11 protein-coding genes and 5 tRNA genes are annotated in these 12,308 nt (G+C 56.4%); all 16 read left to right on the plus strand.

Going from position 1 to position 12,308, the window contains the following annotated elements; translation table 11 throughout:
* Positions 1 to 258 precede the first annotated feature (258 nt).
* Entirely contained in the window at positions 259 to 1,221 is a 963-nt protein-coding gene (locus tag MLC59_RS16125; protein WP_248236426.1) for a biotin--[acetyl-CoA-carboxylase] ligase, read from the plus strand.
* Positions 1,218 to 1,955: a type III pantothenate kinase gene (locus MLC59_RS16130; RefSeq protein WP_248236429.1), complete on the plus strand. Its 738-nt coding sequence runs from the start codon at positions 1,218 to 1,220 to the stop codon at positions 1,953 to 1,955. The genes MLC59_RS16125 and MLC59_RS16130 overlap by 4 nt, the downstream gene beginning before the upstream one ends.
* A complete protein-coding gene (locus tag MLC59_RS16135; RefSeq protein ID WP_248236432.1) occupies positions 1,955 to 2,722 on the plus strand; it encodes an SPOR domain-containing protein in 768 nt (255 codons plus the stop codon). The genes MLC59_RS16130 and MLC59_RS16135 overlap by 1 nt, the downstream gene beginning before the upstream one ends.
* A gap of 31 nt (positions 2,723 to 2,753) precedes the next feature.
* Positions 2,754 to 2,829: transfer RNA gene (locus MLC59_RS16140), tRNA-Thr, on the plus strand.
* A 39-nt stretch (positions 2,830 to 2,868) separates the two neighbouring features.
* Positions 2,869 to 2,953: transfer RNA gene (locus tag MLC59_RS16145), tRNA-Tyr, on the plus strand.
* A gap of 9 nt (positions 2,954 to 2,962) precedes the next feature.
* A tRNA-Gly gene (locus MLC59_RS16150) sits at positions 2,963 to 3,037 on the plus strand.
* A 12-nt stretch (positions 3,038 to 3,049) separates the two neighbouring features.
* Positions 3,050 to 3,125 (plus strand) — tRNA-Thr (locus MLC59_RS16155).
* Positions 3,126 to 3,174: 49 nt separating this feature from the next.
* Positions 3,175 to 4,371, plus strand: coding sequence for an elongation factor Tu (gene tuf, locus MLC59_RS16160; RefSeq protein ID WP_248236437.1), 1,197 nt, complete (start codon positions 3,175 to 3,177; stop codon positions 4,369 to 4,371).
* A gap of 75 nt (positions 4,372 to 4,446) precedes the next feature.
* A tRNA-Trp gene (locus MLC59_RS16165) sits at positions 4,447 to 4,522 on the plus strand.
* Between the two features lie 34 nt (positions 4,523 to 4,556).
* The gene (secE, locus tag MLC59_RS16170; RefSeq protein WP_248236442.1) at positions 4,557 to 4,925 is read left to right on the plus strand and encodes a preprotein translocase subunit SecE; all 369 of its coding nucleotides are present in this window, start codon (positions 4,557 to 4,559) and stop codon (positions 4,923 to 4,925) included.
* 13 nt (positions 4,926 to 4,938) lie between these two features.
* Entirely contained in the window at positions 4,939 to 5,472 is a 534-nt protein-coding gene (gene nusG / locus MLC59_RS16175) for a transcription termination/antitermination protein NusG (RefSeq protein ID WP_248236443.1), read from the plus strand.
* Between the two features lie 100 nt (positions 5,473 to 5,572).
* Positions 5,573 to 6,004 carry a 50S ribosomal protein L11 gene (gene rplK / locus MLC59_RS16180; protein ID WP_248236445.1) on the plus strand — a complete coding sequence of 144 codons (432 nt, stop codon included), beginning with the start codon at positions 5,573 to 5,575 and terminating at the stop codon, positions 6,002 to 6,004.
* Between the two features lies 1 nt (position 6,005).
* Positions 6,006 to 6,704 carry a 50S ribosomal protein L1 gene (rplA, locus tag MLC59_RS16185; protein ID WP_248236447.1) on the plus strand — a complete coding sequence of 233 codons (699 nt, stop codon included), beginning with the start codon at positions 6,006 to 6,008 and terminating at the stop codon, positions 6,702 to 6,704.
* 266 nt (positions 6,705 to 6,970) lie between these two features.
* Positions 6,971 to 7,501 (plus strand): 50S ribosomal protein L10, encoded by a 531-nt coding sequence (rplJ, locus tag MLC59_RS16190; protein ID WP_248236449.1) that lies wholly within the window; start codon positions 6,971 to 6,973, stop codon positions 7,499 to 7,501.
* Between the two features lie 39 nt (positions 7,502 to 7,540).
* The gene (rplL, locus tag MLC59_RS16195; protein WP_248236451.1) at positions 7,541 to 7,918 is read left to right on the plus strand and encodes a 50S ribosomal protein L7/L12; all 378 of its coding nucleotides are present in this window, start codon (positions 7,541 to 7,543) and stop codon (positions 7,916 to 7,918) included.
* A 243-nt stretch (positions 7,919 to 8,161) separates the two neighbouring features.
* Positions 8,162 to 12,238 (plus strand): DNA-directed RNA polymerase subunit beta, encoded by a 4,077-nt coding sequence (gene rpoB / locus MLC59_RS16200; protein ID WP_248236456.1) that lies wholly within the window; start codon positions 8,162 to 8,164, stop codon positions 12,236 to 12,238.
* Positions 12,239 to 12,308 lie beyond the last annotated feature (70 nt).

Here is a 12,308-nt window from a genome sequence, read left to right on the forward strand (position 1 = left end):
TCAGCAGTGAAACAGACCAGCGCCGATGGTAGTGTGGCTTCTGCCCATGCGAGAGTAGGTCATCGTCAGGCTCTTAAATAAAACACCCCCAGCGGCATGCCGTTGGGGGTTTTTTATTTTGGATACGGTGGTTCTCTCTCACTACAACGGCCCCATGCGACAAGCCTGCCGCAGGCAAGCCCTCTTTGTCTTTTCCTTCCCTCTGTAGTTTAATCCAGCACACAACATTTTCTTGATCATCGGCCATCAGGCAATCCCATGAATACCATTCCATTATTGAAGTTGCTCTCCGACGGCGAGGTGCATTCCGGGGAGTCCCTTGCAGCATCGCTGGGAATCAGTCGTACCGCGATCTGGAAACAGGTTCGCAAACTCCTCGACAAGGGCATCGAGGTAAAGACGATTCGTGGTCGTGGCTATCAGCTGGCTTCCCCGATGGACCTGGTTACCCGGGAGGGGATTGAGCAGTCTCTGAGCGATCCTGCCAGAAAGGATATGGCCTTGAAGGTCCTGGGCCAGGTCGATTCCACCAACACCGATATAACCCGGCGCTGGCAAGACGGTGAGCGTGGGCTGCTCGTCTCTGTAGCTGACAGCCAGCAGCAGGGTCGTGGTCGTCGTGGGCGGGTCTGGCAGAGCCCTCCCGGCCAGAACCTCTATATGAGTGTCGGGGTGTCGTTGAATCGCGGATTCACCGAGCTGGATGGCCTGAGTCTGGTTGCTGGCCTTGCATTGCTCGAAGCCCTTGCGGATAAAGGGCTATCCCTGCCGACCCTCAAGTGGCCCAACGATGTCCTGGTGGAAGGCCGGAAGTTGGCAGGGATCCTGATTGAGCTTCAGGGGGAGCTCGAGGGGGTTGTCCGGGTTATCGTCGGGATCGGGGTCAACGTTCATATGCAGGAGGCCAGCTCTGTTGACCAGCCCTGGACCAGTCTTGATCTGTGTGGCCCGGCCACCGACTGGCGGCGTGATGAACTGGCTGCCGGCATTCTCAATCGCCTCGTTGATTACCTGTCAGATTTCGAGAGCTCGGGCTTTACGGGGTTCGCTGAGCAGTGGAATCGCTTCGATGCTTTCAAGGGCCGAAAACTGGTTGCCTCCAGTGGCAACCTGGCGGGTATAGGTCGGGGAGTGGATGAGACGGGTAACTATCTCCTCGAAACCACTGATGGTCTGGAGCGGGTATACGCCGGTGAGATCAGTTTGAGGGTGGCTCAATGAACTTGCTGCTCGATGCCGGCAACTCGCGCATTAAATGGCAACTGAGGCAGGGGGCAGCGATTGTATGTGCCGGGGTCGGCGAAGCAGAGTCTGCGAGCCTGTTCAGTGAGTTGGATGGCAAGCTATGGCGCGGTGTCCAATCCGTTGCAGTTTGCACCGTTCGATCGGAAGCGGCGCGCGAGACGCTGGAACATGCTATTGCGTTACATACCCGTGTGCCTGTGCGCTTTTTCTGGACTGAGTCCAGCTTTGGTCGCCTTGTGTGCGCCTATGAACAACCCTCCAGCATGGGTGCTGACAGGTGGTGTGCCATGGTGGCGGCCTGGTCCGACACCAATAGTGCCTGTATGGTCATCGATGCAGGAAGTGCGATCACCGTCGACTGGATTAACGCCCAGGGCCGTCATGAAGGCGGCTATATTTTACCAGGAAGGAACCTGATGCTGGATTCATTAAGCCAGAAGACTGCGAGGGTGCTGTTCGAGCGTGAACAGGGTCAGGACTCCGTATCTCCTGGCCAGTCGACGGGTGAGTGCGTCCTGCATGGGATTAACTGGCTGCTTCGTGCGTTGGCTCTTCAGTTGGGGCGGGAGGCAGAAGTGCCGGTCCTTGTCACCGGTGGTGACGGTGCCTATATAAAGGAGGCGCTGGAAGAGGTCGCTGCCCGGAATGTTACTGTCCAGCACCGTCCAGACCTCGTGCTCGATGGTCTCGACCGAGTGGCGAACCGGTAATGCGCTGGCTGGCCCTGTTGCTGCTCTTGGTTAATATCTTCCTGTTCTGGTGGCTGTCGTCATTGGAGGGAGACAAGGTTCGCTCAGTCGATGTGGGCAAATTACCACGGGTCTCCGAGATAGAGCTAATTGACCAGCAGGCCCGGCAGGGGGAAAGGCCGGCCACGCAAGAGCCTGTACCCGGACCCACTACCGCCGGAAGCGGGCCCGGAGACCAGGAAACGGATGACGTGATGGCGTCCGAGCCATCGAACCGCCTCGATTCTGGTAGCCCTTGTTATGGTATCGGCTGGTTTGCAGAGGCGGATATGGCCCTTGAGTATCAACGGACGCTTTTGCAAGGCGTTCCGTCCCTCAGTTACCGGGGGCTACATGAGAAACGTGAAGCACTCGAACCTTTCCACTGGGTGATCATACCGCCCTTGTCGTCCCGCGATGAGGCGATGGATCTGTATCGTGACCTGGTCGATGCGGGTGTTGAGGCCTATGTGGTGCCTTCTGGCGAGAACGAGAACGCGATCTCCCTCGGGTTATTTCGCTCCAGGGATTCGGCGGAGCGTGTTCTCAACGAGCGACAGGCAGAAAATATTGATGCAACACTGGTAAAGTTCCCCCGAAATCGTATAAGCTACGCGCTCGTTTTTGGGGGGGTGCCGGAATCGCCGTTGCGTGACCAGGGTATTCCTCCTGCCGAAAGAGAAGCCGAGCTACAACTGATTGAATTTAGTGATTGTGAAGGTGTTGCAACCGCTGAAAAAAATCCGTAGTATACCGGCCTCGCTGATGAGGCGAATATGAGCTGGCGTAGCTCAGTTGGTAGAGCAGCTGACTTGTAATCAGCAGGTCGGGGGTTCGATTCCGTCCGCCAGCTCCACTTAGTTTTTTGAAGTGTCTCAAAATCAGGGGCGCCTCTGGAGGGGTTCCCGAGTGGCCAAAGGGATCAGACTGTAAATCTGACGGCTCAGCCTTCGCAGGTTCGAATCCTGCCCCCTCCACCACTTATTGATGCGGGCATCGTATAGTGGCTATTACCTCAGCCTTCCAAGCTGATGACGCGGGTTCGATTCCCGCTGCCCGCTCCAGATTGGTTTAATGCTCATGTAGCTCAGTTGGTAGAGCACACCCTTGGTAAGGGTGAGGTCGGCGGTTCAAATCCGCCCATGAGCTCCATTTTTATCCGGTCAACGTAACCGTTCAGTTGATTAGGGAGATTGGTCGAATGTCTAAAGAGAAATTTGAGCGTAGTAAACCGCACCTGAACGTGGGCACCATTGGTCACGTTGACCATGGCAAGACCACGCTGACAGCGGCTCTGACCCGTGTATGTCACGAGGTGTGGGGTACCGGTACAGCCAGTGCATTCGACCAGATCGATAACGCACCGGAAGAGAAGGCTCGTGGTATTACCATCGCGACTTCCCACGTTGAGTACGACTCCCCGACCCGTCACTACGCGCACGTAGACTGCCCGGGCCACGCTGACTATGTGAAGAACATGATCACTGGTGCAGCACAGATGGACGGCGCTATCCTGGTTTGCTCCGCTGCTGACGGCCCCATGCCGCAGACCCGTGAGCACATCCTGCTGTCCCGCCAGGTTGGCGTTCCTTACATTGTCGTGTTCCTGAACAAGGCCGACATGGTCGACGACGAAGAGCTGCTTGAGCTGGTCGAGATGGAGGTTCGCGAACTGCTGAGCCAGTACGACTTCCCGGGCGACGACACTCCGATCATCACTGGTTCCGCGCTGATGGCGCTGGAAGGCAAGGATGACAACGAGATGGGCACTACCGCTGTTAAGAAGCTGGTAGAGGCGCTGGACGACTACATCCCGGAGCCGGAGCGTGCGATCGATCAGCCGTTCCTGATGCCGATCGAGGACGTCTTCTCCATCTCTGGTCGTGGTACTGTTGTTACCGGTCGTGTTGAGCGCGGTATCGTCAAGACTGGCGATGAAGTTGAAATCGTTGGTATCAAGGACACGGTCAAGACTGTTGTCACTGGTGTCGAGATGTTCCGCAAGCTGCTCGACGAAGGTCGTGCTGGTGAGAACATCGGTGCGCTGCTGCGTGGTACCAAGCGTGACGACGTGGAGCGTGGCCAGGTACTGTGTGTTCCGGGCTCCATCAAGCCGCACACCAAGTTTGAGTGTGAAGTGTACGTTCTGAGCAAGGATGAGGGTGGTCGTCATACCCCGTTCTTCAAGGGCTACCGTCCTCAGTTCTACTTCCGTACCACTGACGTAACTGGCTCCTGTGAGCTGCCGGAAGGCGTTGAGATGGTAATGCCGGGTGACAACGTTAAGATGTCTGTTACCCTGATCGCTCCGATCGCCATGGAAGATGGCCTGCGCTTCGCGATTCGCGAAGGTGGCCGTACCGTTGGTGCCGGCGTGGTTTCCAAGATCATCGAGTAATACTCGCAGGATCTGAAAACGGAAGGGCTGCCCTCTGGGCGGTCCTTTTGTTGCACCGCAAAAAGGTTTCGGTGCAGGCCAGTAGCTCAATTGGCAGAGCAGCGGTCTCCAAAACCGCAGGTTGGGGGTTCGATTCCCTCCTGGCCTGCCATTTATAACACGTCTGGATACATAAGCTGATTCCTATGGAGTCAAGAGCCCAACAGTCGACCAGTCGCCTTGACATGCTCAAGTGGCTGGTTGTTTTCGTTTTGATTGCCGTAGGAGTTGTGGGCAATCAGTATTTCAGCGGCGAATCAGTGCTCTATCGAGTACTTGGTTTGGTAGCGCTGGCTCTGGTTGCTGCGTTTGTGGCGCTCCAGACCGATCGCGGGCGTCGTTTCGCGACCCTGTTGAAAGAAGCCAGGGTGGAAATACGCAAGGTCGTATGGCCGACCCGTCCGGAGTTGATCCAGACCACGGCGATCGTTGTTGTGTTCGTGCTTGTCGTGGCGCTTATCCTTTGGGGTATGGATTCGCTTATCGGCTTCCTCGTTCAGGGTTTCATCGGATAGGCAGGGGCAGGCAATGGCTAAGCACTGGTTTGTGGTTCAGGCGTATTCCGGTTTCGAGAAACATGTCATGCGAACGCTGAAAGAGCGTATTGCACTCAATGGCATGGAAGACAAGTTCGGTGACGTGTTGGTTCCCACCGAAGAAGTCGTCGAAATGCGTGATGGCAAGAAGCGTAAGAGTGAACGCAAGTTCTACCCGGGGTACGTGCTTGTCCAGATGGAAATGGATGATGCATCGTGGCACCTTGTTAAGGATACCCCTCGCGTTCTCGGTTTTATCGGCGGCACGAAAGACAAACCAGCTCCTATTACCGAAAAGGAAGCTGAAGCAATCCTTCGTCGGGTAGAAAGCGGCGTTGATCAGCCCAAGCCCAAAACGCTGTTCGAGCCTGGCGAGATTGTTCGTGTTACCGAAGGTCCCTTCGCTGACTTCAACGGCGTTGTGGAGGAAGTGGATTACGACAAGAGTCGTGTGAAAGTGGCGGTTCTGATCTTTGGTCGCTCCACGCCCGTTGAGCTGGAGTTTGGCCAGGTCGAAAAGGACTGAGCCACGGCTTTGACGAAGGGCTCGCTCACTAAGGTGAAGCGGGCTTTTTGTGTCTATTAACAGGGGAGCCGAAAGGCGCTAATACCCACAGGAGAAACTCATGGCTAAGAAAATTGAAGCGTATATCAAGCTTCAGGTTGCTGCCGGTCAGGCCAACCCGAGTCCCCCCGTTGGCCCGGCGCTGGGTCAGCATGGTGTAAACATTATGGAGTTCTGTAAGGCCTTCAACGCCGCCACGCAGGGCATCGAGCCGGGTCTGCCGACTCCGGTTGTGATCACTGTGTACAGTGACCGCAGCTTTACCTTTATTACCAAGACCCCGCCGGCACCGGTCCTGCTGAAAAAGGCAGCTGGTATCAAGAGCGGTTCCGGTCGTCCGAATACCGAAAAGGTCGGCACTGTCACCCGTGATCAGCTCGAAGAGATCGTCAAGACCAAAGAGCCTGACCTCACCGCTGCCGATATGGACGCTGCCGTCCGCACCATCGCTGGCACTGCCCGTAGCATGGGCCTGAACGTGGAGGGTCTGTAAGATGGCTAAACTGAGCAAGCGTCAAAAGCTGATCCGTGAGAAGGTCGACCCGGCCCGCGCCTACACCGTAGACGAGGCCGTGGCTCTGCTGACTGAACTGGGCAGCTCCGTCAAGTTCCGTGAGTCTATCGACGTATCCGTCAACCTGGGTGTTGATGCACGTAAATCAGACCAGGTTGTACGTAGCAGCACTGTCCTGCCCCACGGTACCGGCAAGAGTGTACGTGTCGCCGTGTTTACCCAGGGCGCCAATGCTGACAAGGCCAAAGAGGCCGGCGCCGATATCGTTGGTATGGATGACCTCGCAGAAGAGGTCAAGAAAGGCAACATGGATTTCGACGTGGTCATCGCGACCCCGGACGCCATGCGTGTTGTTGGTCAGCTGGGCCAGATCCTTGGTCCTCGCGGCCTCATGCCCAACCCCAAGGTGGGTACGGTTACTCCGGACGTGGAAACCGCGGTTAAGAACGCGAAAGCCGGTCAGGTGCGGTACCGCACTGACAAGAACGGCATCATCCATGCTCCGCTGGGTAATGTTGAATTTTCTGCGCAGACCATCAAGGAAAACCTTGAAGCTCTGCTGGCAGACCTGAAAAAGGCCAAGCCTGCATCGTCCAAGGGCGTTTACCTGAAGAAGGTATCCCTGTCCTCAACGATGGGTCCTGGCCTGACTGTTGATCAGGGTTCTCTGAATCTCTGATCCCTGGTCAGCAGTAACTTTGTAGTCTGGGCGGAAGCCAAGGCTGTCAAAGACCGCAGGCCCCTGCGACCCGGCACTTCGGAGCCGGGTCAGAAGGGTTAAAGCAACGCCTGCGCAGACGGTGTGAAGACGTTCTCTCTGAACCCAAACACCGTTAGGCGCCCGTAAGGTGGTTGATCAAGGATCTCGCTGATGCGTTATTCGGACATCTTCCCCGGGCAATGATGGGTTTGCCGGAATCTCCGGCGAAATCGAGGAGAAATCCAGTGGCAATTAGACTCGAAGACAAGAAAGCGATCGTCGCTGAAGTCAACGAGACTGCTGGTACTGCTCTGTCTGTTGTTCTGGCTGACTACCGTGGTGTTACCGCAGGTGACATGACGGCGCTTCGTGCCAAGGCTCGTGCCGAAAATGTGCGTCTCAAGGTTGTTCGTAACAACCTTGCCAAGATCGCTATTCGTGGTACCGAGTTCGAGTGCATCGACGAAGCTCTGGTTGGTCCGACCATTCTGGCATTCTCTATGGAAGATCCTGGCGCCGCAGCGCGTCTGCTCAAGGATTTCGCCAAAGAGAAAGAGGCGTTCGAGATCAAGGGTCTGGCTATCGGCGGTGAGCTGATGGGCGGAGAACAGATCGATCGCCTGGCCAAGCTGCCGACGCTGCACGAAGCGCTCACTCAGCTGGCCATTGTCACACAGGCACCGGTTACCAAGTTGGTACGCACTCTGAACGACGTTCCGGGCAGGGTTACCCGCGTAGTAGCTGCAGTCCGAGACCAGAAGCAAGAAGCTGCTTGATTCTGTTGAAAACCATTTTTTATTTTTTGGGAGAAAGTCATGGCTCTGTCTAAAGACGATATTCTGAATGCAATTGCTGAAATGAGCGTCATGGAAGTTGTTGAGCTCGTAGAAGCAATGGAAGAGAAGTTCAACGTATCTGCTGCTGCCGCTGTTGCAGCTGCTCCGGCTGCTGCCGGTGGCGACGCTGCTGCCGCTGAAGAGCAGACCGAGTTTGACGTTGTTCTGACCGGCGCTGGCGAGAAGAAAGTGAACGTCATCAAGGCCGTTCGCGAACTGACTGGCCTGGGCCTGAAGGAAGCGAAGGAAATGGTTGACTCTGCACCGTCCACCGTTAAGGAAGCTGCTTCCAAGGACGACGCAGAAGAAGCCAAGAAGAAGCTTGAGGAAGCAGGCGCTTCTGTTGAGCTCAAGTAATCGCCGATTCTTGATCGGTTCCGTGCATTAGCATGGATAGGCTGGTGGCTTAGCGCCACCGGCCTTTTTCTGTTGTATATATGCTATAGAGATGGATGCAGTTGCTATAGTTAAGAACTGCCTCGATCACCTACAGCCAGAGTCTTGTTCAAGACGGCGCAGTATGCCGAGCAACTCGGCCCCGAAGCAGGTAAATGGTTGCTTCTTGATACCAGGTATCAGGTCTAAAGCTGGGGAATGCAGATGACTTACTCCTACACTGAGAAAAAGCGGATTCGCAAAGACTTCAGTAAATTGCCTTCCGTGATGGATGTCCCCTATTTGCTGGCTATTCAGCTGGATTCTTATCGGGACTTCCTGCAAATGGAAGCCGCCGCTGCCGATCGCCAGGAAACTGGCCTGCACGCAGCCTTCAAATCCGTATTCCCGATTGTCAGTTATTCTGGCAACGCGGCGCTTGAGTACGTGAGCTACCGTATTGGCGATCCGGTGTTCGACGTCAAGGAATGTCAGCTCCGGGGCGTAACCTATGCTGCACCCCTGCGCGTGAAAGTTCGCCTGATCATTTACGATCGCGAATCATCGAACAAGGCGATCAAGGACATCAAGGAACAAGAAGTCTACATGGGTGAAATGCCCCTGATGACTGAGAACGGTACCTTCGTTGTCAATGGTACCGAGCGGGTTATCGTGTCCCAGCTCCACCGTTCACCTGGTGTGTTCTTTGATCATGACAAGGGTAAGACCCACTCATCCGGCAAGCTGTTGTATTCAGCCCGGGTGATCCCCTACCGCGGCTCCTGGCTTGACTTTGAGTTCGATGCCAAGGATTCGGTATTCGTTCGCATTGACCGTCGCCGCAAACTGCCCGCGAGTATTCTTTTGCGTGCGCTGGGCTACAGTTCCGAGCAGATGCTGGATATGTTCTTCGAGACCAGCAAGTTTACTGTCGGGGAAGAAGTCTCCCGCCTGGAGCTGGTGCCTAGCCGCCTGCGTGGTGATATTGCCACCTTCGATATCAAGGACAATGACGACAACGTCATCGTTGAAGAAGGTCGGCGTGTTACCGCACGTCATATCCGTCAGCTTGAAAAAGCCGGTATTACCGAGCTGCAAGTGCCGACGGCCTACCTTCATGGCCGTGTTATTGCCCATGACATGGTAGACACCAAGACCGGTGAAGTGCTGGTTGAGTGCAACACCGAGATCACCGAAGAGGTGGTGGAAAAGATTCTGGGTGCAGGCATTACCGAAGTGGAAACCCTGTACACCAACGACCTGGACTGCGGACCGTTCATGTCCGATACCATCCGTATCGATCCGACCCGTACCCCGCTTGAGGCACTGGTTGAGATCTACCGGATGATGCGCCCGGGTGAGCCGCCCACCAAGGAATCTGCCGAGAACCTGTTCAATAACCTGTTCTTCTCTGAAGAGCGCTATGACATGTCAGCGGTTGGCCGTATGAAGCTGAACCGTCGACTCGGACGGGAAGAGAGCACCGGGGCAGGTACGCTGACCAACGAAGACATTATTGATGTGCTTCGTACGCTGATCGATATCCGCAACGGCAACGGTAATGTCGACGATATCGATAACCTGGGTAACCGTCGTATCCGTTCTGTCGGTGAGATGGCCGAGAACCAGTTCCGTGTCGGTCTTGTACGAGTAGAGCGCGCGGTACGTGAGCGTCTGAGCCTGGCCGAGAGCGAAGGCCTGATGCCCCAGGACCTGATCAACGCCAAGCCGGTTGCAGCAGCTGTGAAGGAATTCTTTGGTTCCAGCCAGCTGTCCCAGTTCATGGACCAGAACAACCCGCTGTCCGAGGTGACACACAAGCGTCGCGTGTCGGCCCTTGGCCCGGGCGGCCTGACCCGTGAGCGTGCAGGCTTTGAGGTGCGGGACGTACACCCGACCCACTATGGTCGTGTATGTCCGATCGAGACACCTGAAGGTCCGAACATCGGTCTGATTAACTCCCTGGCAACCTATGCCCGTACCAATTCCTACGGCTTCCTCGAAAGCCCGTACCGGAAGGTTATCGACGGCAAGGTGACCGATGACATTGTGTATCTGTCGGCCATCGAGGAAAGTAATTACATCATCGCCCAGGCAAGTGCCGCGATGACCGAAGACGGTCGCCTGGCTGATGAGCTGGTCACTGTGCGCCACCAGAACGAATTCACCGTTACCCCGCCGGAAAACGTTAACTTCATGGACGTTTCCCCGCGCCAGGTGGTCTCGGTGGCGGCATCACTGATTCCGTTCCTGGAGCACGACGACGCCAACCGTGCGTTGATGGGTTCCAACATGCAGCGTCAGGCGGTGCCGACCCTGCGTGCAGACAAGCCAGTGGTTGGTACTGGTCTGGAGCGCACCGTTGCCCAGGACTCCGGGGTATGTGTCACGGCTCGTCGCGGCGGTGTGATCGAAGACGTTGATGCGGGACGTATTGTCGTGCGAGTGCACGATGACGAGACGGAAGCTGGTGACGCCGGTGTGGATATCTACAACCTCACCAAGTACACCCGCTCCAACCAGAACACCTGTATCAACCAGCGTTCGATTGTGAACCAGGGTGATGTGGTTGCCCGTGGTGATGTGCTGGCCGACGGTCCCTCGGTGGACCTTGGTGAGCTGGCGCTGGGTCAGAACATGCGTATCGCGTTCATGCCCTGGAACGGCTACAACTTCGAGGACTCCATTCTGATCTCGGAGAACGTGGTCCAGGAAGACCGCTTTACCAGTATCCACATCCAGGAGCTCACCTGTGTGGCCCGGGATACCAAGTTGGGCAGCGAGGAAATTACCGCTGACATCCCCAACGTGGGCGAGAGCGCGCTGTCCAAACTGGATGAGTCGGGCATCGTCTACATCGGTGCCGAGGTCGGCCCCGGAGATATCCTGGTGGGCAAGGTGACGCCGAAAGGTGAGACCCAGCTCACTCCGGAGGAAAAGCTGCTGAGGGCGATCTTCGGCGAGAAGGCCTCCGATGTGAAGGACACCTCATCGCGGGTTTCCGCCGGTACTCGCGGCACCGTTATCGATGTCCAGGTCTTTACCCGTGACGGTATCGAGAAGGACGAGCGTGCCCTGTCCATTGAACAGGAACAGCTGAACAAGTACCGGAAGGACCTGAAGGACGAGTACCGCATTGTCGAAGGTGCGACCTTCGAGCGTTTGACGGCATCCCTTGCCGGGCAGGAAGTCATCAGCGGACCGGGCCTGAAAAAGGGCGCCACTCTTGACGAGGGCTACCTCAGCGGTCTGGAGCGTGATCAGTGGTTCAAGCTGCGGATGAAGGACGAGGCGCTCAATGAGCTGCTCGAGAAATCCGAGCAGGGCCTTGAAGAGCGCAAGAAAGAGCACGAAGAGCGTTTCGAAGACAAGAAGCGCAAGCTTCAGCAGGGCGACGACCTGGCCCCGGGCGTACTGAAAATCGTCAAGGTTTACCTCGCCATCAAGCGTCGTGTGCAGCCGGGTGACAAGATGGCCGGTCGTCACGGTAACAAGGGTGTAATCTCTGCTGTTATGCCGGTGGAAGACATGCCCTACGATGCTGAAGGCAATACCGTCGATATCGTGCTCAACCCGCTTGGTGTTCCCTCACGGATGAACGTTGGACAGGTCCTTGAAACCCATCTGGGTGCTGCAGCGAAGGGGCTCGGCCGCAAGATCGAGCGCATGCTGGAAGAGCAGCGCAAGGTAAGCGAAATGCGCGAGCTGTTGGACAAGATCTACAACCACAGCGAAGAAGTGCCGTCGGTAGATCTGCCCAGCCTGACTGATGATGAAATCATTCAGCTGGCCAAGAACCTGCGTGGTGGTGTGCCCATGGCGACGGCGGTCTTTGATGGTGCCGAAGAGGCCGAGGTCAAGCATATGCTCGAGCTCGCCGACATGGACACCAGTGGCCAGGTGACCCTGTTTGATGGCCGTACCGGTGATCAGTTTGATCGTCCGGTGACTGTCGGCTACATGTATATGCTGAAGTTGAACCACCTGATCGACGACAAGATGCACGCACGGTCCACCGGTTCCTACAGCCTGGTTACCCAGCAGCCGCTGGGTGGTAAGGCGCAGTTCGGTGGCCAGCGGTTCGGTGAGATGGAAGTCTGGGCCCTTGAGGCCTACGGCGCGGCCTATACCCTTCAGGAGATGCTCACCGTCAAGTCCGACGATGTGAATGGCCGTACCAAGATGTACAAGAACATTGTGGATGGGGACCACCGGATGGAGCCGGGCATGCCCGAATCCTTCAACGTTCTTGTCAAGGAGATCCGCTCGCTGGGTATCGACATCGAGCTGGAATCCGAGTAAGCCGAATCGTTTTTTGGCAGCGAGAGCGGGCACCCCGGTGCCCGCCCGAGATTAACGCCATCCGGAGCTG

The organism is Marinobacter bryozoorum (assembly GCF_023156245.1).
Classification (GTDB): Bacteria; Pseudomonadota; Gammaproteobacteria; order Pseudomonadales; family Oleiphilaceae; genus Marinobacter; species Marinobacter bryozoorum.

Bases quoted from the DNA above. Each gene is read 5' to 3' on its own strand.
- rpoB (WP_248236456.1), top strand. From the start codon at position 8,162: ATGACTTACTCCTACACTGAGAAAAAGCGGATTCGCAAAGACTTCAGT.
- secE (WP_248236442.1), top strand. From the start codon at position 4,557: ATGGAGTCAAGAGCCCAACAGTCGACCAGTCGCCTTGACATGCTCAAG.
- rplA (WP_248236447.1), top strand. From the start codon at position 6,006: ATGGCTAAACTGAGCAAGCGTCAAAAGCTGATCCGTGAGAAGGTCGAC.
- nusG (WP_248236443.1), top strand. From the start codon at position 4,939: ATGGCTAAGCACTGGTTTGTGGTTCAGGCGTATTCCGGTTTCGAGAAA.
- MLC59_RS16135 (WP_248236432.1), top strand. From the start codon at position 1,955: ATGCGCTGGCTGGCCCTGTTGCTGCTCTTGGTTAATATCTTCCTGTTC.
- MLC59_RS16130 (WP_248236429.1), top strand. From the start codon at position 1,218: ATGAACTTGCTGCTCGATGCCGGCAACTCGCGCATTAAATGGCAACTG.
- rplL (WP_248236451.1), top strand. From the start codon at position 7,541: ATGGCTCTGTCTAAAGACGATATTCTGAATGCAATTGCTGAAATGAGC.
- MLC59_RS16125 (WP_248236426.1), top strand. From the start codon at position 259: ATGAATACCATTCCATTATTGAAGTTGCTCTCCGACGGCGAGGTGCAT.
- rplK (WP_248236445.1), top strand. From the start codon at position 5,573: ATGGCTAAGAAAATTGAAGCGTATATCAAGCTTCAGGTTGCTGCCGGT.
- tuf (WP_248236437.1), top strand. From the start codon at position 3,175: ATGTCTAAAGAGAAATTTGAGCGTAGTAAACCGCACCTGAACGTGGGC.